General features: G+C 57.1%; 18 protein-coding genes and 1 riboswitch. Of the genes, 5 read left to right on the forward strand and 13 right to left on the reverse strand.

The annotated features are described in order from the left end of the window. Positions 1–20: 20 nt before the first annotated feature. Positions 21–458, reverse strand: coding sequence for a hypothetical protein (locus BM155_RS04770; protein WP_074901320.1), 438 nt, complete (start codon positions 456–458; stop codon positions 21–23). A gap of 163 nt (positions 459–621) precedes the next feature. Between BM155_RS04770 and recQ the strand changes: the two genes are divergently transcribed. The 3 genes from recQ to BM155_RS04785 all read left to right on the forward strand — a co-directional run bounded on the left by recQ (position 622) and on the right by BM155_RS04785 (position 5,513). Then, complete coding sequence (gene recQ, locus BM155_RS04775) at positions 622–2,439, forward strand: DNA helicase RecQ (RefSeq protein ID WP_074901322.1); 1,818 nt, start codon at positions 622–624, stop codon at positions 2,437–2,439. 166 nt (positions 2,440–2,605) lie between these two features. Further along, positions 2,606–3,940 (forward strand): omega-aminotransferase AptA, encoded by a 1,335-nt coding sequence (aptA, locus tag BM155_RS04780; RefSeq protein WP_067153831.1) that lies wholly within the window; start codon positions 2,606–2,608, stop codon positions 3,938–3,940. Between the two features lie 76 nt (positions 3,941–4,016). Next, positions 4,017–5,513 carry a CoA-acylating methylmalonate-semialdehyde dehydrogenase gene (locus BM155_RS04785; protein WP_074901324.1) on the forward strand — a complete coding sequence of 499 codons (1,497 nt, stop codon included), beginning with the start codon at positions 4,017–4,019 and terminating at the stop codon, positions 5,511–5,513. Between the two features lie 220 nt (positions 5,514–5,733). On the opposite strand, the gene ligB is transcribed toward BM155_RS04785, so the two are convergent. From ligB to BM155_RS04845, 12 genes are all read right to left on the reverse strand, one after another. Then, entirely contained in the window at positions 5,734–7,464 is a 1,731-nt protein-coding gene (ligB, locus tag BM155_RS04790; protein WP_217641418.1) for an NAD-dependent DNA ligase LigB, read from the reverse strand. 373 nt (positions 7,465–7,837) lie between these two features. After that, positions 7,838–8,659 (reverse strand): OmpW/AlkL family protein, encoded by an 822-nt coding sequence (locus BM155_RS04795; RefSeq protein ID WP_067153841.1) that lies wholly within the window; start codon positions 8,657–8,659, stop codon positions 7,838–7,840. A gap of 387 nt (positions 8,660–9,046) precedes the next feature. Then, complete coding sequence (locus tag BM155_RS04800) at positions 9,047–9,844, reverse strand: OmpW/AlkL family protein (RefSeq protein ID WP_139223136.1); 798 nt, start codon at positions 9,842–9,844, stop codon at positions 9,047–9,049. A 509-nt stretch (positions 9,845–10,353) separates the two neighbouring features. Further along, positions 10,354–10,659: a BolA family protein gene (locus tag BM155_RS04805; protein ID WP_067153844.1), complete on the reverse strand. Its 306-nt coding sequence runs from the start codon at positions 10,657–10,659 to the stop codon at positions 10,354–10,356. 63 nt (positions 10,660–10,722) lie between these two features. Further along, positions 10,723–11,508, reverse strand: a complete 786-nt coding sequence (djlA, locus tag BM155_RS04810; protein ID WP_067153846.1) for a co-chaperone DjlA — start codon at positions 11,506–11,508, stop codon at positions 10,723–10,725. A 148-nt stretch (positions 11,509–11,656) separates the two neighbouring features. Continuing rightward, entirely contained in the window at positions 11,657–13,459 is a 1,803-nt protein-coding gene (atzF, locus tag BM155_RS04815) for an allophanate hydrolase (RefSeq protein ID WP_074901329.1), read from the reverse strand. Then, on the reverse strand, positions 13,456–17,085 hold the full coding sequence (uca, locus tag BM155_RS04820; protein ID WP_074901332.1) for an urea carboxylase: 3,630 nt from the start codon (positions 17,083–17,085) through the stop codon (positions 13,456–13,458). The genes atzF and uca overlap by 4 nt, the downstream gene beginning before the upstream one ends. 128 nt (positions 17,086–17,213) lie before the next feature. Then, complete coding sequence (locus BM155_RS04825; RefSeq protein ID WP_074901334.1) at positions 17,214–17,858, reverse strand: urea amidolyase associated protein UAAP2; 645 nt, start codon at positions 17,856–17,858, stop codon at positions 17,214–17,216. Positions 17,859–17,868: 10 nt separating this feature from the next. After that, complete coding sequence (locus BM155_RS04830) at positions 17,869–18,585, reverse strand: urea amidolyase associated protein UAAP1 (RefSeq protein ID WP_067153854.1); 717 nt, start codon at positions 18,583–18,585, stop codon at positions 17,869–17,871. Then, the gene (locus BM155_RS04835; RefSeq protein WP_074901335.1) at positions 18,582–19,367 is read right to left on the reverse strand and encodes an ABC transporter ATP-binding protein; all 786 of its coding nucleotides are present in this window, start codon (positions 19,365–19,367) and stop codon (positions 18,582–18,584) included. Before BM155_RS04835 ends, BM155_RS04830 begins: the two co-directional genes overlap by 4 nt. Beyond that, positions 19,367–20,185 carry an ABC transporter permease gene (locus tag BM155_RS04840; protein ID WP_067153859.1) on the reverse strand — a complete coding sequence of 273 codons (819 nt, stop codon included), beginning with the start codon at positions 20,183–20,185 and terminating at the stop codon, positions 19,367–19,369. The genes BM155_RS04835 and BM155_RS04840 overlap by 1 nt, the downstream gene beginning before the upstream one ends. A gap of 78 nt (positions 20,186–20,263) precedes the next feature. Next, positions 20,264–21,304, reverse strand: a complete 1,041-nt coding sequence (locus BM155_RS04845) for a putative urea ABC transporter substrate-binding protein (protein ID WP_074901337.1) — start codon at positions 21,302–21,304, stop codon at positions 20,264–20,266. A 63-nt stretch (positions 21,305–21,367) separates the two neighbouring features. Continuing rightward, a riboswitch (guanidine-I (ykkC/yxkD leader) is annotated at positions 21,368–21,470 on the reverse strand. Between the two features lie 595 nt (positions 21,471–22,065). Here BM155_RS04845 and BM155_RS04850 point away from each other — a divergent pair. Both BM155_RS04850 and BM155_RS04855 read left to right on the forward strand, forming a co-directional pair. After that, positions 22,066–23,091 (forward strand): isopenicillin N synthase family dioxygenase, encoded by a 1,026-nt coding sequence (locus BM155_RS04850; protein ID WP_074901339.1) that lies wholly within the window; start codon positions 22,066–22,068, stop codon positions 23,089–23,091. A gap of 2 nt (positions 23,092–23,093) precedes the next feature. Further along, positions 23,094–24,020, forward strand: a complete 927-nt coding sequence (locus BM155_RS04855; protein WP_074901342.1) for a hypothetical protein — start codon at positions 23,094–23,096, stop codon at positions 24,018–24,020. Positions 24,021–24,168 lie beyond the last annotated feature (148 nt).

Genomic DNA, 24,168 nt, shown 5'->3' on the forward strand with positions numbered 1-24,168 from the left:
GTTGCGAAAAATAACGTGGACTAAGGATTGGGTCCGGCGCGGTGGTCGACCACCGTCAACAGTCCGCCGTCGCGTATCAAATCCAGCGCCTGGCCCACAATCCGCAAACGGTAACCGTGTCCACGGCTCTCCAGGCTTACGCCGTCAAAACCGTTGACACCATCGTAGAGCCGCATCTGCTCACCTTCATCACCGACCCACTGTACCTCCTTTACCTTGCGCATACCCGGCAGTTCCAGTGTCAGCGTATCCAAATGATCCGGCAGAGGCCGCAAGGTCACACGACCAATACCAGACGCCGTGGCAAGTGCAAACGCTAACTGATTCTCCGGCGCCGGGTGCCAGCCCAGATGAGTGTCGGCCAGCGCCGATTGCACCAAGGTATGAGGGGAAGTGGCGGAACATCCCGCAACGCCCACCCCCATCATCACCAGCACCAAGATTACTGAAGCTCGCATCGCCTTATCCTTGTCTGTGCATGCGGTGCGGCGATTATAGACCTGAGAACTACGTCACAGAAACAAGTAGATGACACAATCAAGGGGCGAATACCCTTCCAGCCTCCCTCACCTGTCCCACCGGTAGCGTCCCCGGCACCTGCACGCGCTATACTCCGCCGCCATGGACGCACCACAAGAAATTCTCGAACACGTTTTCGGCTACACCCGGTTCCGAGGGCAACAGAGACAGATCATCGACACACTCATGGCAGGTCGCGACGCTCTGGTACTGATGCCCACTGGAGGCGGCAAATCCCTGTGCTATCAGATACCGGCCCTGGCCCGCCCCGGCTGCGGTGTGGTGATATCACCACTGATCGCCCTGATGCAGGACCAAGTGGAAGCACTGCGGGCCGCCGGTGTGCGCGCGGCTTACCTCAACTCTTCCCTGCCTTTCAGCGAGGCCCAGCGAGTCGAAGAGGCGCTGGTGCGCGGAGAAATGGACCTGCTCTACCTGGCCCCCGAACGGCTGTCGCAAACGCGCACACTGGAACTGTTGCGCCGCGCGGAGCTGTCGCTGTTTGCCATCGACGAGGCCCACTGTGTATCCCAATGGGGCCACGATTTCCGCGCAGATTATCTGCAGCTCAATTGCCTGCACGAACAATTTCCCCATGTACCGCGTATCGCGCTTACTGCCACCGCCGATCGGCGCACCCGCGCGGAAATTGCCCGGCGCCTGGATCTGGAAAACGCCGAGCACTTTGTCAGCAGTTTCGACAGGCCCAATATCCAGTACCGCATCGCGCAAAAGGACAATCCACGCCGCCAGCTGCTGCAATTTCTGCGCTCGGAGCACCAGGGGCAGGCGGGTATCGTCTATTGTCTGTCCCGGACCAAGGTAGAGAGCACCGCCAATTGGCTCTGCCAGCAGGGGTATACCGCCCTGCCCTACCACGCCGGACTACCCGCTGAAATGCGCGCCGAGCACCAGCGTCGCTTCCTGCGCGAGGACGGAATCATCGTCGTCGCCACCATCGCCTTTGGCATGGGCATCGACAAACCGGACGTGCGCTTCGTCGCCCACCTGGATTTACCCAAAAGCATTGAAGCCTATTACCAGGAAACTGGCCGCGCCGGACGAGATGGCGAGCCGTCGACGGCACTCCTGCTGTACGGCCTCGAAGATGTGGTCAAGCTGTCGCAAATGGCTGCAGATTCCGACGGCAGCGAAGAGCACAAACGCCAAGAGAGCGCGCGCTTGAATGCCATGCTGGGCCTATGCGAAATCACCAGCTGCCGTCGCCAGGCCCTGCTGCACTATTTCGGCGAGGAGCTGCCGGAACCCTGCGGCAACTGCGATACCTGCCTAAACCCGCCGCAAACATGGGACGGTACGGAAGCCGCGGCGAAGTTGCTGTCCTGCGTCTACCGCACCGGCCAACGCTTCGGCGCCGCCCATGTCATCGACGTGTTGCGCGGATCGGAAAACGAGAAGGTACGCAAGTTCGGCCACGACACCCTGTCCACCTACGGCATCGGAACCAACTTGTCCGCCAGCGAATGGCGGGCAGTGACGCGGCAACTTGTGGTACGCGGTTACCTCGAAGTTGAGGGTGAATTCCACAGCCTGCGCCTGACCGAAGCCTGCCGCCCACTACTGCGCGGCGAGGAGCGCATTCAGTTGCGCAAGCTGCCGCCGAAAGCCAAAGGGGCCCGAAGTGATGCCAGTAAGGCCACTCCACCCGCAGAGATAGCGCCCGCCGATCTGCCGTTGTGGGAAGCGCTGCGCGCCTGCCGCAAACAGCTCGCGGACCGACACGGTGTACCGCCCTATGTGGTCTTCCACGATGCCACACTGCGCGGCATGGTGGCCGCCCGACCGCAAAGCCGCGAAGAAATGCTCGCCGTATCCGGTATCGGAGACAGCAAGCTGGAAAAATTCGGGGACGCTTTTCTGGCGGTGTTACGAGACTTCAACCCCTCTGCTGTCGATTAATATATTTAACACATGGTTATAAAAAACCCCAGGATATCGCCCGTTGGCTCACCATTGCTGCAAGAGACGCCACACAAAAAACTGAATAATCCTTCACCTATTGTAAATTTTATTAATCATCCCTAGACTCACCGCGATACGATAACAAAACCGTACGAGGTGAATCATGGCCGAGATCGACAGCTTTGCCGGTCTGAGCCCCGACGAACTCGACGCGCACTGGATGCCCTTCACCGGCAATCGCCAGTTCAAGGCCAACCCGCGCCTGTTTGTCCGCGCCGAAGGAATGCACTACACCACCGCCGACGGCCGCCAAGTGCTGGACGGATTTTCCGGCCTCTGGTGTTGTAACGCCGGCCACGGCCGAAAAGAGATTGCCGACGCGGTGGCCCGGCAGCTGGTTGAGCTGGATTACTCCCCCGCCTTTCAGTTCGGCCATCCACTGTCTTTCAAACTGGCCAAGCGCCTGGCCGATATGGCGCCCGACGATCTGAACCGCATTTTCTTTTGCAACTCTGGTTCAGAGGCGGCGGACACAGCGTTGAAAATCGCACGTGCCTACTGGCGCGCCAAAGGCCGACCGGAAAAGATTCGCCTAATCGGCCGCGCCCAGGGCTACCACGGTGTGAATTTCGGCGGCATCTCCATCGGCGGCATGCCGGGCAACCGCAAACACTTTGGCCCGGCCCTGGATGTGGACCATTTGCCCCACACTCTGCTGCCGGAGAACCGCTTTTCCCGCGGCCTGCCCGCGCATGGCGGCGAGGCCATGGCGGCGAGGCTGCTGGACATTATCGAATTGCACGGCGCAGAAAATATCGCCGCGGTGATGATTGAACCCTTCGCCGGCTCAGCCGGAGTGATACTGCCGCCGAAAGGCTATCTGCAGCGGCTGCGCGAACTCTGCAACCAATACGAAATTCTGCTGATTTTTGACGAGGTGATTACCGGCTTTGGCCGAACCGGCGCAGCTTTTGCAGCCGAAGCGTTCGGCGTGGTGCCGGATATCATGACCACCGCCAAGGGCATTTCCAATGGCGCTGTCCCAATGGGAGCCGTTTTCGCGCGGGAAGAAATCTACAACACCTTTATGCAGGGTCCCGAGCATATCCCCGAACTGGCCCACGGCTACACCTATTCCGCCCACCCGGTGGCCTGCGCCGCGGCCATGGCCACTCTGGATATCTACGAGCACGAAAAGCTGTTCGCGCGCGTACAATCGCTGGCGCCGCACCTGGAAGAAGCCCTGCACAGCCTCCGGGATTGCCCCCATGTGATCGACATCCGCAACTGCGGCCTGGCCGGTGCCATCCAACTGCAACCCCGCGCCGGGGAGGCATCCAAGCGCGCGATGGAAGTGGTATTGGAATCCTACCGGCGCGGACTGCTGCTGCGTTGGACCGGCGATACCATCGCAGTGGCGCCGCCGTTTATTATCGATACCGCTCAGATTGAAACGATTGCAAAGACCCTGCGAGCCGTGCTGCAAAAAGTTGACTGACCCCCACCGCGCATTGGCAAAAATCACCGCAGCACTACGACCACGGAGCACCGGAGCCATCCGAAGGAGCACAAACATGAACACCATCGGCCACCTGATCAATGGCACTACCACCGCCAATGACTCTCGTCAGCAGGAAGTGATGAATCCCTCCACCAGCGCAGTGATCGCCAAAGTCGCCCTGGCCAGCCGCGCTACCGTGGAAGACGCCATCGCCGCCGCCGAGGCCGCTTATCCCGCCTGGCGGGACACTCCGCCCATCAAGCGCGCACGCATCCTATTTCGCTTCAAGGAATTGCTGGAAACCAATGCCGACAAGATTTGCGAACTGATCACCCGCGAGCACGGCAAGGTACTGGGCGACGCCATGGGCGAATTGCAGCGCGGCATCGAAAATGTCGAGTACGCCTGCGGCATCCCAGAACTGCTAAAGGGCGAACACAGCAGGAACGTCGGACCCGGCATCGATGCCTGGAGCGAATTCCAGCCCCTGGGCGTCTGCGCCGGTATCACCCCGTTCAACTTTCCCGCCATGGTGCCCCTGTGGATGTGGCCCATGGCCATCGCCTGCGGCAACACCTTCGTACTCAAGCCCTCCGAGCGGGCTCCCAGTTCCGCGCTGTTTATTGCCCAGCTGGGCCTTGAAGCGGGCATCCCCGCCGGCGTGCTGAACCTGGTCAACGGCGACAAAGAAGCGGTGGATACGCTGCTGACGGACCAGCGGATACAGGCGGTCAGCTTCGTGGGCTCCACGCCGGTTGCCGAGTACGTCTACCGCACAGGTACCGCCAGCGGCAAGCGGGTCCAGGCGTTCGGCGGTGCCAAGAACCATGCGGTGATCATGCCCGACGCCGACTTGGACAACGCGGCCAATGCACTGATGGGCGCCGCTTACGGCTCTTGCGGCGAGCGCTGCATGGCCATCTCCGTCGCAGTGGCCGTCGGCGACGCCGTCGCCGATGCATTGATTGGGAAACTGAAAGCCCACATCACCAAACTGAAAGTCGGCGACGGCATGGACAACAACAACGATATGGGACCGCTGATCAGCCGCGCCCATCTGGAAAAAATCCGCAGCTACATCGCCAAGGGCATTGAGGAAGGCGCGGAATTGGTTGTGGATGGGCGTGATCTGAAGGTTACCGGTTTCGAGGATGGCAATTTTCTAGGCGCCTGCCTGTTCGACAAAGTCAAAGAAGGCATGACGATTCACCGCGACGAAATCTTCGGCCCGGTGCTCTGCGTGATGCGGGTTCGCACCCTGCAAGAGGCGATGGAGATTATCAACGCCCACGAATACGGTAACGGTACCTGCATCTTCACCCGCGACGGAGAGGCCGCGCGTTACTTCTCCGACAATATAAAAGTGGGCATGGTGGGTATCAATGTACCGCTGCCGGTACCCGTGGCCTACCACAGTTTCGGTGGATGGAAACGCTCACTATTCGGCGATCTGCACGCCTATGGCCCTGACTCCGTGCGTTTCTACACCAAGCGCAAAGCGGTGACCCAGCGCTGGCCGGCCAGCGGCCTGCGCGAGGGAGCCCAATTCAACTTTCCCAGTAACGACTAAAGACTCTACCGGCAGTCTGATACGTTTGCTTAGTCGCAGTAAAGATACTGCGAGACCAAATAAGAAACGCAAGTGATGGAAAGGAAATTTCAATACTGCGGATACAGGGATGTATCCGGCGGAGCTACAGGGAAGTACTTGTGGTTTTCAAAATACCCGTCCTATTGCCTGAGCGCCCCGAAACCTACCATTGTGTTCACGCGAATTAATCAGAGGTTCCCTAGCGGAACCCCGCTACACCGAGCGATTGCAGCTTCACCCCCAGGAGCTGCACCTCTTCGTGGCGCAGAAAGCTGACGAGCTCCCCCGCCCGCTGGGGCCCAATACCCGGAAACTGTCGCCAGTCTTTTTCTCCCCGTTTGGAAAAAATAGAAAACGAACCTTGCCGCCAGGCCGCCTCCGGCAACAAGTGGATTGACGGCATGCCCAAAGCCAGCATCCAGCTGCGGAAATCCTGTGCCAGTGCCCGGTTAAAATTATCCAGCAGCTGCCGCGCCCTTTTCGGGCCAACACCGGGCACAGCGACCAATTGCTTCTCCGAAAGCGATGTCCAGGCCAATAGGTCTGTCAACAGACCTGTCTCTTGCAACGAGCGCCAGCGCGCCTCACCCATACCGCGGAATTTCAGACTTTTCCCAAGCCACAGCAACCGCGCCAGGAATTGATCCTCGCAGCCCGGCTCCGGTTGCCAGCAAGTCAAAGGGCCATAGGCATCGGGGTCCGGCACTGGCAGTGCCGTCCTTTCCAGCGCGGGCAAAACCACGTCTCGAATTTGCGGGATCGTCTGGCCAGCGAGTGTTAGGCGTAACTGATCACCGGGGCGGATATCCAGAGACTGCCAGCGCTCGAAGGAACCGGCACTGACGCGGCGGATTTCGCGATCATCCAGTAACGTTGGCGCAACCTCCACCACCGGCACAATCTTACCGGTACGACCTACGGGAAATTGCACCCCCACTACCGACGCCAACGCTGTGGCCGCCGGGTGCTTCCAAGCCACCGCCCATTCCGGCGGCTGGGGCTGCCAGCTATCTCCCGCTGGACGTTCACTTTGCCGCAGAACGACCCCATCTGTGGCGAAAGGCTGAGGGGACTCGTAGTAGTGCCGGCGCCAGCGGCGCACTTCATCCAGCGAGCGCACCCGGTGTGTGTAATCACTGACGTCATACCCCAGCGCCCTCAGAGCACGCAGCCGCTCGGGCATTGTCGCGGGGCCATTGGGCCAATCCCAGACAAACAACGCCAGGGACTGCGCCTGCGGGCGCGACAAGACTCGGGAAGCCATGGCCCCACTGGCGAGACCCCGCGCCTTGCCGCCGCCCTCTGCCTGCACATGATTCTCCACGCGCCAGTAGATTTCTCCCTGTAATACCAGTTCTTCCCGCTGGTCGGGAATTTCCAACTGAATAGCCGGCATTCTGCGCGCATGCCGGGTCCAATCCTGACCGCTTCGGCCATCGCCGCGACTGATCATTTGGTGCAACAATCCCCGCCGGTAAACCAAGGTCACGGCAACGCCATCGATTTTGGGTTGCAGCCAAATGTCACCATCTCGTTGTAACCAACGCTCCACCGCATCGGCATCGCGCAGTTTCCGCAGGCCCGTATGAGCCACCGGGTGAACGAGAAGGCCCCCAGCCTGACGCGGTGGCGCCTCCTGTGCCCGCGACTGCTCCGGAAAGCAGCGGTTCCAGGCCGCCAGCACCGCTTGCGCACGGTCGTACACCGCATCGTCCACCAGTGACTGGTGTTCCAGGTAATAGGCCTGATCCCACTGGCTGATCTGATCGGCAAGCCGGTTGATTTCCCGCTCTGCGCGGGAAGCGGTCCAGTCGGGACACTCGATTGCAAGAGCGTTTCCCGCTCCAGCGCTACTGAATAGAACAAAGAAAACCGCGAACATTAGTCCGCGAATAAGGCCCCGCGCGCCTGAGGGAGGTGACAATTCCATTTGCCATACTCCGTCATCGTAATTGACTGAGGCTCTACATTAACCGATTTGCCAACGCGAGTGATAGAGTCCGGAAAACAGCGGATGCATTAGGGAATCTCTGGTTAATTCATGTCCTGGTGGTAGAGGCTCTTCAGGGGCGGATGTGAAGCTCAAGTGATAAGACGGCTATTTCTAAACCGTCGGATACAGGGATGTATCCGTCGGAGCTACAGGGAAGTACTCGAGCGTTTTCGAAATATCCGCCCTATCGCCTGAGCGCCCCGGGACCTACCATAGTGTTCACGCGAATTAATCAGAGGTTCCTTAGCAATCAGGAATACAAAAAAAGGCGCCGAAGCGCCTTTTTCATCTGCACTGTAATGCAAACGATTCAGAATCGATATCCGATACCCAAGTTGTATACCCAGGAATCCAGTTCAATGTCTGTTCTCGCCGCATTAATAACGGTAGTGGGAGAAAAATAAAAATTGGGAGCCTGATAGTGCAAATCGGTTTGCACATCTGAATCCAGGTACTGGACAGCCGCATTGACCAGCCAGTTACTCTCGCGGCCCAGCATAATATCGATCCCTATTTGACCAGCCCAGCCCCAATCATCTTCCAGATACAGTTTTGCCGGCCCTATGGCTCCGGCCACTTCTGCCAGATAGTCATTGGCCGCAGTTCGAAAGCGCACACTATCGTAATCGGTATAGTGCGCTCCGATGCCCACGTAGGGCTGCACCCAGGACTCCTTGCAAACAGGGAACCAGTTGAACATCAGTGTTGCCGAGCGGCGGTCGATACTGCCGGCGCGAATTTTGCTGACGCCAAAATCCTGCACAAAAGTGGCATCCAGCCCCGTTAAATCCAGATCGTGCTCCGCTTTTCCGATATAGCCCAGTTCTACGGACATATGGTCAATCGGCATAAACCCCACAGAGAAATTCCAGGTTGTCTCTCCATCCAGGTCGTATCTGAGCCCATCAAAAAACGGTTGCAGATCCCGGTCGTAGCGCCACTTACCTGAGTCATCGTCGAGATCGACATAGGAGGCGCCAATGCGAAGCATCACAGTACCCGCCTCATACACCGCCGGAGGAGCTGAAGGTATTGGTGCTGCATAGCCGGACGGGCCGGCCAGTACCGGTTCAGCACTGACCGCCGCGGCTACAGCAATCGCCATAGGTGTCAGAATGCGCGTCAATTTCATCTGAAGTACTCCATTGATATTCGGCTAATTCAACAACAATCAACCCAATCACTTTTCAGTCTAGACACGAAAAAACACCTCTGTAGAAATTCCTCCCCCAGCCATTCACCGACAGCCCATATAGTGTGGTATTGGCGCATTTTTATTCGCATCTTTTGGCGCGAATTTCTCCATTGCATGCTGTGCCAACCTTTTCACTGGCCCTCCGCTTTGCTATGCAACCCCCTTCTTTTTCATTTGAGCGTCATTGTTGGCTCCGGTGCGAACAATCACTTTCCTCTCATTAGCACTATTCTCCCGACCGCTGCATTTCAGTGAATAACCCTACATAGCCGCTATAAAAAAGGGCGCCGAAGCGCCCTTTAACACAACCTTTCATCATCAGATTCAAAAATCAAATTTGTATCCGATGGACAAGTTGAACACCCACGGATTGTAAAGGTAATCACCGGAATAAGATTCCAGGAAGAAATCGGTATTGGTTGAGGCGTTATTGCGGACGGTGAATCCCAAATCGGTCTCCGAATCCACGTAGATTGCAGCCATATTCACCAGCCACGCACTATCGTGGCCAAAGTTAATATCGGCACCAATCTGCCAAGTGTATCCCCAGGAATTTCCCAGAGACATGCGAGAAGTGAGGCCAAGGTCATTGAGGTCCGCACGTGCAACCCCTCTGAAGCTCTCACCGCCAAAGTCCGTGTAATTAATACCAACACCGACATAGGGCTGGAACATGCAGGATGGATCCAGCGGATACCAGTTGACATAAGCCATGCTCATATCGGCTTCAAATTTAGCGAGGTTCCGCAGTGCCACATCGTCGAATCCGGCTACTGTTACGAATCCTTTGCTGTTGCCGCCAACATGATCATCGCCGTCAACATACATCAACTCGAATCCGAAATGATCGTGAGGCTTCCAGACACCGCTGATATTCCAGCCCCACTCATCATCCGGGTCTATAGTTGCCCGAAAAGCGTCGAAGTACTGTAGCGAATCATCGACAAAACTTACTTGCTCCGAATTCGGATGAATATAAGAGGCACCGATCCGGATAATAAACTCCTGAGTTTTAGGCGGAGGCGGTGCGGGTATATAACCCGAAGGACCGGCTAACGCATTAGTAGAAACCGCCAGTGCCAGAGGTGCCAGAACCGGGGTCAGAATACGCATCATCTTCATTGAGGTAACTCCATTGATTTTCAGCGGATTAAACAGCAATCAGCCCAATCAATGGTCAGTTTAGTCGCGGGGTAATACAGCTGTAGAAAAAACAACCAATTATTGGCGTCAAAAAAAAAGTCACGGAGATTTTGGCGCAAGAAAAGTTCTTTTGGCACGCATAGTCACTTGCCATACTCCCTGCCCTAAGGCTGTGAAACCAGCGACAGCGTTCGCACGAACTATGCAGAGGGCCCTAATTCCATCGGAAAAGAAGCGAACGCCATACGTGGAAAAATATGCCGACGTGAAAGGAACAGCCCGATAACAAAAATGCCTTTGATTAATTCACACGGGAGCTGTAATGGCTCTGGGACACTCAGTCAATGGGATGGGCATTTTGAAAACGCCCAGGTGCACCCCTATGCCCAACAGTTTCGAAATATCCATCCCCATCAGCTGAGCTTCTCATCGGATCTCAATGTATCTTGACCGTCATGAAACGATTTATTCAGGATGACTTAGCAAATTCAATGTTTGCCGCCACCGAGGCACTCCGGACTCTGCGGCGCCTCACCCGGCCACTCTTCCGGACTGTATGTATGTAGCGCCAGGGCGTGAACCGGCCCTGCCATTTCCTCGGCCAGTATTGCGTAAATCCGCTGGTGGCGTCGCACTTTACTCATCGAAGTGAAAGCGTCACTGACCAAAACGACGCGAAAGTGCATCTCCGCGCCAGGCGGCACATTGTGCATATGACTTTCGCATTGTACATCGATATATTCAGGCGCCAGCGCCTCGGTAAGCTTCTCTTTAATCTGGTTTGCCAAGCTCATGCCACTACCTCTCAAAATATCGCTGATCCATTCCTGTGAAGTGTCGTAGGTAGTTACGGGTGCTCAGGCCGAAGCCCCCGCCTTGCGTTTGCGCGCCTCCACAATGGTTTCGTAAGCCAGAGTGATACTTTTCATCTGGTCTTCTGCATGCCGCATAAACTCTTCCGGTAACCCCTTGGCGGCGAGCTTATCCGGGTGGAATTCCGCAGCCTTGCGCCGATAGGCGAGTTTCAGCTCTCGGTCGCTGACATCGGGAGTGCAGCCCAATACATCGTAATGCTGCTTCAGGCTCTGCGCGGAAACCGATGCGCGATGGCCGAACTCCCCCTGCATGGCGGAAAAAATGGAGCTATGTAACCCCAGATCTTCGGGAATACGGCGCAGTATCTCCTCTTCCGCCGCGTGCAGCTCACCATCCGCACAGGCCACTGCGAACAGCAGGCGGTAGACCATTTCGCGCATGGCCTCGTTGCGCACCAGCTGACGGTACTGACGGGCGTAGTCGTAGATGCTGTAAGCGTCGGTTTTCGCGTTTTGGAAAATCTTGATGGCCTGCGCCCGATCCTCGGCGCTGAGGCGCAGATTATTCTGCATGAAGTCTTCAATCAGGTTGACTTCCGCCTTCGAAACCAGACCGTCCGCCTTGGCCATCTTCGCCAACATGGAAAAAACGGTGACGATAAATACCGTCTGTGCTCCTTCACGGTTCAGACCTGCCACCGCGGCACCAGCCGCCCGTTGCAGTCCGGAGCCAAAAGAGCTGCCTATCCAGGCGCCCAGTGCCGCACCGATAGGGCCTCCAAACATCAGGCCGATACCGGCTCCGATTCCCGCGCCCAACCAGGACATAATCGTTCCTCCAGGCGCCTCACCGCGCCCCTCATACAAAAAGGCGCCTATGATACCACGCGCCTCCAGCGCCCTGGTGCCCTGCCGGGAAAGTCATTCCCCCATACCCAAATTCATGGCACTCCGGGGTTCCTTTATCGGCGACTGCTTACTGACTCTGTAACCAATTGCGCCAACCGCCATAGTGGGTGATTTCTTCGGCACCCTTGAGGCCAGACGCCTCGCAGATAAACCCGCTCACCCAACGGCCATCGGCCAATTCCACCTTGCCGATACCCAGGGGGGCCGGGATGGCGGCGACGAAGCTGCCCAGTTCTGCGGTGGGAATAGACCAGACTTCCACTTCGATACCTCTGCCGCCGCTTTCATCGCGCATAAGTCCCGGTCGCAACGGCGGACCTCCGGCGAGGGCGAACAGCCGGTAACAAGCCGCGGTTTGGGCGCGGGCCTTCAGAACAGCCCCGCGCTCAGTCAGCTGCCAGTTCAGAGGCAATTCTTGCAAGTGGGCACCGCAAACTAACAGATCTGTGCGTTCGCTTCCGCCGCAGTCTGGCGCCGTTGTGGGCGCAGCTTCTGTGCCCAGAGCACCTTGAGGAAGCGGCAATATCTGGCGTATCCGATTACCGATGGATAGCAGTCTGCGATCGCTGAAGTGATCCCCCACCAGGGTCACGCCAAACGGCAAACCTCGCGTTGTAAAGGCCGTGGGAATGGCAACCGCCGCCATATCCAACAAATTCATGAAGTTGGTGTAATAACCCAACTGGGAATTGAAGCGCACCGGCTCGGCCAGCATTTCGTCTACGCGGAAGAGACGTCCCGCCGTCGGGGTGAGCAGACAGTCCAGCCCTTCCATCTGCTCGAAACAGGCCAGGCGCAGCTCCTGCAAGCGGTATTGGGCTCGGAACAGGTCTGTGGCAGGTGGCGTCTTGCCCGGCTCAATGATGGCGCGCACCACTGGATGGATCGCTTCGGGATCACTGTTTAACAGGGACTCGCAGGCGATATAGCGTTCGGCCACCCAGGGGCCTTCATAGAGCAGCCGCGCCGCCTCATCGAAGGGGGTGAAGTCAACGGTTACCAGTTCGATGCCCGCGCCAGTCAGTGCCGCCAGGGTATCCGCATAGGCCCGCGCATAGTGGTCAGACCCAAAGAATTTCAGCTGTTCCTGAGGCAAAACGCCGATTCGCAACGGACCGCTTCGCAGGCCGTACTGGCGGGCGGCGTTATCGAACCCGTTGCGACGACTATAACCGTCGCGGGCATCAAAACCTTCAGCGCAGGCCAAAACCGTATTGGCGTCATCAGTGTCCAAAGTGAAAATGCTGATGCAATCCAGCGACCGGCAAGCGGGCACCAGCCCCGTGGACGACAAGAGTCCCCGTGTGGGCTTGAGGCCAACCAGATTGTTGAAGCAGGCGGGGACCCGGCCAGAGCCCGCAGTGTCCGTGCCCAAGCTGAAGCTGGCCAGCCCCAGCGCCACCGCTACAGCAGAGCCGGAGCTGGAACCTCCGGAGATGTAATCCGAATCAAAGGCGTTGCGGCATGGTCCATAAGGTGACCGGGTGCCGTTCAGCCCGGTGGCAAACTGGTCCAGGTTAGTCTTGCCGACGGGAATGGCGCCGGCATCGATCAGCTGCTGCACTACCTGTGCCGAGCTTTCCGGTGTGTAGGCAAAAGTTGGGCAGGCCGCGGTGGTGGGTATCCCGGCCAGATCAATGTTGTCCTTGATGGCAAAGGGAATACCCCACAGGGGGTGGCTGGCCGGGTCCTTCTGTGCCAGGGCCTCCAGCCAGGGTTGCTGCTCCTCGGCCGTCAGCAGGTGAATCCAGATATTGTGCGCCTCATATTCAGCTGTACGGCGGCGGATATCCGCCATCAGCTGCGCCGGTGTCAGGCGGCCTTCGGCAAAGGCACGCTGAAGCGCAGAAATACTCATGTCAATGCTCATACCTTGTCCTCCCCGGTTGTCAGTGTGGCTTCATCCTCCAGCACCACCAGCGCCTGACCGGCGCTGACCCGCCCGCCTTGGTTGGAGAGCAGCTGGCTGACGACGCCGCTACAGGGGGCGCAGATGGGGATTTCCATTTTCATGGACTCAAGAATCATCAGCAGCTGTCCGGCTTCCACCGTGTCACCGGCCCGGACTTCCGTCTGCCAGACGCTGCCGGACACAGGGCTGTCCACCAGAGTGGCGTCCTCTGGCCAGCTCTGCTCAATGGATTCGGCTTCTGCCTCCTCCACTTCAAAGTTGAACTGGCCGTTGGCATGCCAACGTTCCAGCTCTTCCTGAAAGGCCTCGTTGCGCTGTTCAAGGAATGTCTGGATGTCACCGGCGTTGTCCGCAACAAACTGCTCGTATTCCGCCAGGGAGAAATGGCTGTCCTCGATCTTCAACGGGTAGCGACCTTGCGGGAAGTCGCGCCGAATCTGCTGCAGCTCCTCATGGCTGACTTCGTAAAAACGTATCTGATCGAAAAAACGCAGCAGCCAGGGTTTTTCAAAAGCATCGGTGCGCCGGTAGCGATTCCACATCTGCAGGGTGCGGCCGACAAACTGGTAGCCACCGGGCCCTTCCATGCCGTACACGCAGAGATAGGAGCCGCCAATCCCCACGGAGTTCTCCGCGGTCCAGGTGCGCGCCGGGTTGTATTTGGTAGTCACCAGGCGGTGGCGCGGGTCTACCGGTGTGGCCACCGGTGCCCCCAGGTAGACATCCCCCAGCCCCATCACCATATAGGAAGCGTTGAATACGATCTGTTTGACCTGGTCAATGCTGTCCAGGCCGTTGATGCGACGGATAAACTCCAAATTACTTGGACACCAGGGAGCATTCCTGCGCACGCTCTGTTCGTATTTCTCAATAGCCAGCCGGCAGGCCGCGTCATCCCAGGAAAGTGGCAGGTGGACAATACGCGACGGCACACTCAGTTGCGCCAGCTGCTGTGACAGCTCGCGCTCGCCTTTCTCTATATGGGCCAGCAGATGTTTATGGCTGAGCTCCTGAGTGTCGAAGTGGATCTGCAGGGAACGGATACCCGGGGTCAGCTCGCGCAACCCGGGCAAGGGATGCTGCTGCAGCCACTGCATCAGCGCATGGGCGCGAAAGCGCAGGCGGATATCCAGCGCCTGGGGGCCGTACTCCACCAACAGGAAATGGTCCCCGGCAGCGCGGCAGACGATCTCGTCGCCAAAAGTCTCAGCGTCAAATCGGGCCAGTATTGGGGTGTCCGGCTCCACCGGCTGCCAGCTGCACGTCTGTGCCTGCAGTGTTTCGATCGCCCGGTTCTGAGCCGCTTCCAGGGCCACGGCCTGTTCCAGGCTGACCGGCACAAAGCGCACCTTGTCCCCGGCCCGCAACTGGCCCAGTTTCCACAGGTCCGCCGTGATCACCGTGGCCGGACAGACAAAGCCGCCCAGGGAAGGACCGTCCGGCCCCAGAATCACCGGCATGTCGCCAGTAAAATCCACGGTGCCGAAGGCGTAGGCGTTGTCGTGGATATTGGAGGGATGCAAACCGGCTTCTCCCCCATCGCGGCGCGCCCATTGCGGCTTGGGGCCGATCAGACGCACACCGGTGCGGCTGGAGTTGTAGTGGATCTCCCAATCCGTATCGAAGAAGGTGCGCATATCCTCATCGGTAAAGAAGTCCGGAGCCCCGTGGGGGCCGTAGATCACGCGCAGCTCCCAGTGATGGTCCAGAACAGGCCGCAGCGCCTCCGCGACCCCCCGCACGGGAACAGAGCCGGGGTCAGCGGCCGCATCGAGATGCAGTACATCACCGGTACGCAGAGCGCGGCCATTGTGGCCGCCGAACTGACCGAGGGTGAAGGTGGAGCGGGAGTTCAGGTAACCGGGACACTGAATACCGCCACACACAGCCAGGTAGGCCCGCGCCCCCGCCCGGACTCGCCCCAGCTGCAGAGTCTGTCCCGCCGCCACCGGAACTACCTGCCAGCCCGGTATTGCCTGTCCGTCCAGGGTGGCATCGATGGTGGCGCCCGTGAGGGCAATCCGGGTATCACAGGCAAAGGTCAGCGTGGGTCCCTGCAGGGTGATCTCCAGTCCCGCTGCACTGTCCGGGTTACCCAGCAATCGGTTGGCCAGGCGGAAGGAGCGGCTGTCGAAAGGACCGGAGGGTGGCACGCCCACATCCCAGTGCCCCTGCCGCCCCGGAAAATCCTGGATGGTGGTCTGAGTGCCCCCCTGAAGCACATCGATCCGGGCCGGCTGATAGCGGAAGCTGTTCAGGTAGCGAGTGGTGACCTGGCCCCGGGCCAGGGTATCGTCACGGCTGAGCGCACGCAGGTAGTCCAGGTTGGTTTCGCTGCCGTACAGTTCGGTGGCATCCAGTGTCTGTTGCAGTTTTTCCAATGCTGCGGGGCGATCGCCGGCGCGGACAATGACCTTGGCCAGCATGGGGTCAAAGAAAGGAGGAACCTCGATGCCGGATTCGATCCAGTGGTCAATCCGCACACCTTCCCCCTCGGGAAAGGACACATGGCTCAGCAGGCCGGCACAGGGCTGGAAATCGCGCCAGGGATCTTCCGCATAGAGGCGCACCTGGATAGCGTGCCCCGTCGGTTTCAGCTGTGCCCGCTGCGCCTCCAGATCCGGTGCTTCGCCAGCGGCGATACGCAGCATCCATTCCACCAAATCAACGCCGTACACCTCCTCGGTCACCCCGTGCTCCACCTGCAGCCGGGTGTTGACCTCAAGAAAGTAGAAATCCCCGCTGTCAGCGTCGTAGATGAACTCCACCGTGCCCGCGTTGCGATACTCAACACTGGCCAGCAGCTTCTCTGCGGTACTGTGCAGGCGGGTGCGCACCGCTTCACTCAGATTGGGCGCTGGGCACTCCTCCACCACCTTTTGGTTGCGGCGCTGGCTGGAGCAGTCCCGCTCACCGATGGCCAGGGCTCTGCCGGAGCCGTCGCCCACCACCTGGACTTCGATATGGCGGGCACGGGCAATGAACTTCTCCAAAAAAACACCGTCATCGGCAAAGTTGTTGGCGCCCAGGCGTTTGACAGAATCAAAGGCCGCATCCAGCTCTGCGACGTCATGGCATAACTGCATACCGATGCCGCCACCACCGGCGGTGCTCTTGAGCATAACCGGATAACCGATGCGTTGTGTTTCGGCGCGGGCCGCGGCCAGATCGGTCAACAGCTCCGAGCCCGGCAGCAGGGGCACACCGGCGGCCTCCGCCAGGGCACGGGCCCGGTGCTTCAGACCGAACGCCTGCATCTGCTCAGCGGTGGGGCCGATAAAGGTGATGCCCGCCGCCTCACAGCGTTCCACAAAGGCGGCATTTTCACTGAGGAATCCGTAACCGGGGTGTATGGCCTGAGCGCCGCTGTCGGCGGCGATCTCCAGCAGGCGCTCGACATTCAGATAGGTATCAGCCGCAGCGCCTTCCCCCAGACTGTAGGCTTCATCGGCGTGACGCACATGCAGACTGTCGGCATCGCACTCGGCATAAACTGCCACCGAGGCGATACCCATACGCTGCAGCGTGCGAATCACGCGGGTTGCAATAGCGCCGCGGTTGGCAATCAGAACCTTGGTAAACATGGTGGTATCCCGCACGGGCCGTCCCGTGAACTTCTATACGACAGCGGTCGTCCGCTGAAGGTGTGTATCCGGTGTGGTGTCTGAAGACCGTTGCTGACAGGGAGCAAACGGGGATGGTTGGCAGTGCCTTATTCGTTATCCCACACCAGCAGTTCAATCGGCGTGGGGTTGTAGCCGTTGCAGGGGTTGTTTAGCTGTGGACAGTTGGAGATCAGTACCACCACATCCATCAGAGCCGTCAGCTCCACATATTTGCCGGGGGCCGAGATGCCGTCCTCGAAGGTGAGTCCGCCCTCTTCGGTGACCGGAACATTCATGAAGAAATTGATGTTGTGGCCGATGTCGCGCTTGCTGATGCCATATTCCGGGTGCTCGGCGATGGCCAGCATCCAACTGTCCCTGCACGCGTGCATGCAACGCTTTTCCAGGGCGTAACGCACTGTGTTGCTTTCGGTGGCGCAGGCGCCGCCCAGGGTATCGTGGCGGCCACAAGTATCAGCCACGATTTCCAGCATCGGGCGGTTTTCGCTGGAGCGCAGTACGCTGCCGGTGGTCAGGTAGAGGTTGCCCTGCTCGCGGATGGTATCCATGGCACTGTAGCGTTCGGCAGGGTCGGCCGCACTGTAAAAGAGCGTATCCGCCGCTTGGTTGCCCTCCAGATCCAGGATGCGCAATGTCTGTCCCTCACGGACAATACCGATAAAGTAATCCCCAGCATCCACCTTGGTACGGGAAACCGCCTGCTCTGCCTGACGTGTACTTTCAGTCAACATATTCGCCTCCTTATTTGCCCAGGTGATACAAGGCGTTGTTCTGGAAACCGCGCCGGTTTTCCGGGCGGAAATTCAGGCAGTAATCGTCGTCGGACACGGGATCTGCTTCACCCAGATCGATACGGACCGGCCTTTGGGGATAGGTGGGCTCCTGGCACAGAGGGTGCGGGCAGTTGTGCAGCACCACCAGGGTGTCCATCTCGAAACGCAGGGTCAGATGGCTGCCCGGCTGGCTGTGTCCCTCCACCAGTTGCATACGACCTTCAGCGTCGGCGGCCACCTTGCTGAACCAGTTGATATTGGCCGCCAGGTCCGCACATCCGAGACCGTACTTAGCCAGCTCGACAAGAAAGGCGTCGTGACCATTCTGGTGCCAGTTATTGCGGTCGTGCTGATAATCACGCACACCCCAGCGCCCGGTGACCTGATCGGCGCGGATATTGCCGCAGACGGTTTCGTGCCAACCCAGGCTGTCCTCAACAATGGAGGCAAAAATACGTCCCATATCGGAGTAGAGACAGTTGCCCCGGGTGAGCTTAAAGGTATGTTGGCACTTGAGCGTATCTGGTGCGTTGTAGCGCTCCAGCAGGTTCTCCGGATTGTAGAACAGCATGCCCACATTGGCGCCGCCCTCGAGATCGGTCAGGCGCATCAGGGTGCCTTTGCGCATGCGCAGCGACCAGTGGCCACCCGCCGGAATTTCGGTGGTGTATTCAATGCTTTTCATAATGCCTTTTCTGTTTCTCTTGCAGTGAGCGTGAGATCGCGATCAATTTTCTTAAGCTTTCTGCCGTCCATCTGACCCACCGGCAGGTCGTAAGTAATCGTGGCGCCATAGGCATCAGGCGCCTGGGGGTCGAGACGGGTCTTGTCAAACACCCACAACCGGGTACCTAAATAAAACCCCTCGGTGAGGTCATGGGTAACCATAAACACAGTGAGCTCGTATTCGCGCCAAAGACGCAACACGAGATCATGCATATCGGCCCGAATACCGGGGTCCAGTGCGCCGAAAGGTTCATCCAGGAGCAGAATACGCGGCTGTCCCAACAATGCCTGAGCAATGGCGAGACGTTGTCGCATTCCCCCTGAAAGCTCCCCCGGATAAAGCGATTCCGCATTTCCCAAACCGACTTCCGCCAGTATTGCCCGCGCTTCATCCCGCGCCTGCTGGCGGGCCGCCCCAAACAACAAACCGGTCACGCCGGGGCGCCCGAAACCGCGGGCCGCCATGACGTTTTCCAGCACTGACATGTGAGGAAAAACCGAGTACTGCTGAAAAACAATGCCTCGATCCGGACCCGGCTCGTCGGGGATCGGTTTTCCGTCTAGCAGAAGTTCACCACTACTGGCGGTCTCTGTCCCCAATAGCATTTTAAGAAAGGTGCTCTTACCACAGCCGGACGCCCCGACCAGCGTAATAAATTCACCTTCTTCAACCCGCAGATTGAGTCTTTCCAAAACAACCTTGTCACCGTATTTCTTCCACAGATTGCGCGCCTCTATCATTACTGCACTCCTTTACTCTGCCAGGGGAAGAGACGGCGACTGACCCAGGCCAGAACCGAATCGATCAAAAAGGCCAACACAGTGATCCAGGCCACATAAGGCAATATCACGTCCATGGCCATATAGCGACGGACCAGAAAAATCCGGTAGCCGAGGCCATCAGTGGAGGCAATGGCTTCCGCCGCAATCAAGAACAACCAGCCGGCGCCCAGCGACAGGCGCACGGCGTCAATCAGTCTCGGCATTAACTGCGGAAGTAATACGCGGAAGATAATTTGGCTGGTATTGGCACCGAGGGTTTGTGCCTTTACCAGCTGTTCACGGGGAATTTCCAGTGTTCTGCGCTGGATATCACGCGCGATAAAGGGTGTGATCCCAATGGCGATCAACGCCACTTTGGATACTTCCCCCAAACCGAAGACAATAAACAGCACCGGCAAAAGAGCCAGCGGGGGAATCAGCGATACCACAGTGAGCAGTGGACTGGCCACCGCAGAAACGCTGGGCAATGCACCGGTCAGTAAACCCAGCACTAAACCGACAAACGCTGCGATCAATACACCCAGCCCCAGACGGGTCAGGCTACTGGTGGTATCCCCCCAAAATAAATATTCCCCCGTGCGCTTGCTCGGTTCAAACGCCATACGCTGGATAGCGTCGCCAATCTGACTGAAGCCCGGCAACAGTTTGTCACTGGGGTTTTCGGCCAGGCGTGCATCCGACGCAACAATGTAAAGAATCACCAGCAATACAAAAGGCAGCAAACCGAACATCATGCGCGTTGCCGGTGCCGGCGTCAGGTTAATAAATCGTTTCATCTTCAGTCCTTAGGGAAGCACAAACTTCCCTCCTAAGGGCTCGGGGGTACCGGGCTTAATACGCCCGCACGCAGGGCTTCAGAGATCACCATCAACGGCCATCTGCAACCAGGCTGGGTTGAAACGCAGCTTGATATTGTTGCGATCGCCATAGATACCGGCAGGTGTTTCGATACCGATAAAACCGGCATCTGGTGCGCCTTCCCCAAGCAGACCGTGCTCGAAGGAGAACTCGGCCACTTTTTGCATCGTGGTGCGCAGGTCTGGACTGTTGGTAAATTTCAAGGCCGCTTCAGGGGTGTAGAACATCGCGGTAGTGGCAAGCTGTGCTTCATAGCCTGCCAAATCAGTACCTGCGGCCTGAGCCATAAAGGTTTTTGCTGCCTTAGCGGTGGCATCCTTCGCCTGCATAATTTCCGTTAATTCGAACCAGGCTCCGGTCAAAGCTTTACCGAGCTCGGGGCTTTTCTCCAGAACTTCGGTTTTAACCACCAACATATCGAGGATTTCCCCGGGGATTTGGGACGAATCAAATACTTGGTTTGCGCCCGGCATGGACAAAATCTCACCCAACGGCGGATTCCAGGTCGCCACCGCCGTAACTTCCGGCGTTCCATAGACCGCGACCATATCAGCATCAGAAGTGTTGACCACCTGAATATCCCGCTCACTCAAGCCGACCGTTTCCAGAGCGCGGGCGAGGAAGTAGTGGGATACACTGAGCTCGACCAGATTCACTTTCTGGCCTTTAATATCCGCCAATGACGTTTTGTCTTTGAGCACAATGCCATCATTGCCGTTGGAAAAGTCATTGATAATCAAGACGGTGTTATCGACACCACCTGCTGCGGGAATGGTCAGCGTGTCCATGTTGGTTATGGAACAGGCATCGAATTCGCCGACCGTGTACTGATTGATCGATTCGATATAGTCATTGAACTGCACAACTTCGATATCGATGTCGTACTTATCGGCCCATTTCTGCACAATCCCCTGCTCGACACCATATGCCCATGGCATCCAGCCGGCATAGATGGACCAGCACACTTTGAAAGTATCGCGGGCGGAAGCTGTCGACGACAGCGTCAATGCAAGTAGAAGAATGGAAAGTCGCTTCATGGCGCACCTCTCAGTTGGCTTCGGTCGGTTGCTCACGGAGTACTCCCGGCATCACGCCTGTAGTCCTCCCGGGCTTTTATCCCGCCGTGTAACCTTTCACTGAAAGGTCGAGTGCTCTCGGACCAGTCACCGTTATAAAACAGCCGGAACCCTAGCGCTCCATTTTGCGAATTGTCTGTCACGTAGTGTCAGGAGTACGGACACAAATAAACAATCAAAATACGTGCCAAACATAAAAGTCTGTCTTTGCGCTTCATTTCCATATAAAAGTCCAAACAGAACAATATCCAGCCTTTTTGCGCACCACTTTGAATCAATCTAAACCTCTGAACGCCCACTTTTGGCGCAACACAATGCGCCGACATCGCATTACTCCAAAGCACATACATTTTTACCCATGGAATAAACCAATATTCCATGCATGTAGCCAAGACCCAACCTTTGTTGGTGCTTTCTTCGCTTCACCAGCCTCTATCACAATAAAATTGTTCCACAAAGATGCACCAAATCCCTCTGAAAATACTCTTAAAACCCTCTCTTTCAGAAGAGCTATCCCATCACTTGCGCTTCCTATACCCGCCAGCATATTCCTGCACACCGGGAAACATACTCTCCAGTGGCCGAGTGGCATAATTAGTGCATAAAAATTGAGTTACATAGTTACATAAAGTATTCCCCCCAACCGGGACGACCCGGCCGGCATCCGCCGGAACCGCTCTGGACGGCCAGAAACCTTTTTATTGCACAAAGGAGACTGGAGCATGAGCAAACCCACCCGCACCTTTGACCACATCCCTGTTGTCGATATCAGCGGCCTTTATTCCGATAAATTGGCAGATCGGCAGCAAGTGGCCAAACAAATCGCTGATGCAGCCACCAACGTGGGCTTCCTGTACATTACGGGCCACAGAATTCCACAGTCGTTGATCGATGCCCTGCTAATCCGCACCAAGGAATTCTTCGCCCGCCCTCACCGGGAAAAAATGCGCTACTACATCGGCAATTCATCCAACCATAGCGGTTATGTCCCCGAAGGCGAAGAGCAGTTTTACGGTGGGAAAATCGATCACAAAGAAGCCTATGACATCAATAATGATCTTGGCCATCTGAGCCAGCAAGGGCCAATGATAGGCCCGACCCAATGGCCGGATATGGCTGGTTTTAAAGAGGATGTCAGCGCTTATTACCAGGCTGCGTTAAATTTAGGTCAGTTACTCTTCCGGGGCTTTGCGCTTGCACTCGACCTGCCGGAAGATACCTTTGACGATAAAGTCAAAAACCCTCCCAGCCAGCTTCGACTGATCCATTACCCTTACAACCCCGATGCTCAGGACCGGGAGGGCATCGGTGCTCATACAGATTACGAGTGCTTTACCCTGCTATTACCAACTACCGATGGCTTGGAAGTTCTAAACGATAACGGAGAATGGATTGATGCGCCCGTAATTCCTGGGAGCTTTGTTGTCAATATCGGCGATATGATGGAAATACTCAGTAATGGCCGTTTTATCGCCACCTCACATAGAGTCCGCAAAGTAAAAGAAGAGCGCTATTCTTTCCCATTGTTTTGCAGTTGTGACTACGACACGATCATTGAACCTCTCGTCGATCCTGCTCCCGGAATTAAGCCTGGGACCTATCAACCCATGTGCTGTGGAGATCATTTACTCGCTCAAACCATGCATACGTTTCACTACTTGAAGGAGCGGGTAGCAAAAGGCGAGTTGCAATTCCCAGATTCCTCGGCCGATGCATCATCCTTCGGCAAACTGCGGGAGGTTTTATAATCATGCACCTTGCCGAGCTCACTTCTGTAATCAATTCACCCACTGCTAACACTGTGCCGCGCTGGATGCGCGGCTGCTTTCAGCGGCGCAGTATCAGTTTTGCCAACGGCCAGACGGATACAGATACCCGCGTATTTTGGCTGCAGTCTAACCTTCTGACCATTGACCTGCGTTTACCGGTCACCGCACAGCAGGAAAAAGAAGGCGACGATATTCAAAAAAAAGCAGATTACGAAGGTTGGTATGCGCATGCCGACTGGGATGGAAAACAACTTCAGTGGCGTGGTGGTGCCACTTATCAGTTGCACAATCGCTGGCCGGAACCGGCGATTTTACAGCGCATCGGCAATTGCATGATGGAATTTGCCCCGAGTGGTATTTATGTCGAGGATTGGCGGTTACTTTCAGATCAACCTGGGCCACTCATTGGACTGGAGCTGATCAGTGAGACAGACCTCAGCAGCGGCACAACGTCTCCGCGCAAGGGGGCACTGATTATCTGCGGCCGGCATGCCGGACTGGTAATCGACCGCCCCCACCCGATCAGCGATAGTGGAGGCCTGTTAAAGCAACGATTGACGAATCTACAGATTGATGAAAGCGAACGGAGCAATCTGTTGGACTTTGAAACTTCAGTGGCTTTGGGATCGCTGTCTGAAGGGTTCACCGTACAGCACAGCCTGCATAAATACCGCTTGCAACAACCCCTGCTTTCTCTGACCGGGTTTGAGCTCGATGCAAAATCGGGTTACCTGCGCCAGCGCACAGAAGACAACGGCAAAGCAGTAGAGCGGCTCTTTCGTATTGATTGTTGCGAAATGGAATTTCCCTTTACCCCGTGTACACCGTCGTCAGAGGATAGCCTCGAGTGGTTCCAGCGGGAGGCACCGACTCTGACGCGCTATACCCGTGTGCTTTATCAGAATTGAAAAGCCGGCCTGAATTCAAGCAACGACTGATAAGCTCGCGGGAAAGGCGTATTCGCTTCTAGAGGGCTTTGTGAATTTGGAAAACTGATTTCTGTTGCGCTGCCGGACACATCCCTGTATCCAGCGGCTTCAAAAAATCGCTCTCTCA

This window comes from Microbulbifer thermotolerans, assembly GCF_900112305.1.
GTDB lineage: Bacteria > Pseudomonadota > Gammaproteobacteria > Pseudomonadales > Cellvibrionaceae > Microbulbifer > Microbulbifer thermotolerans.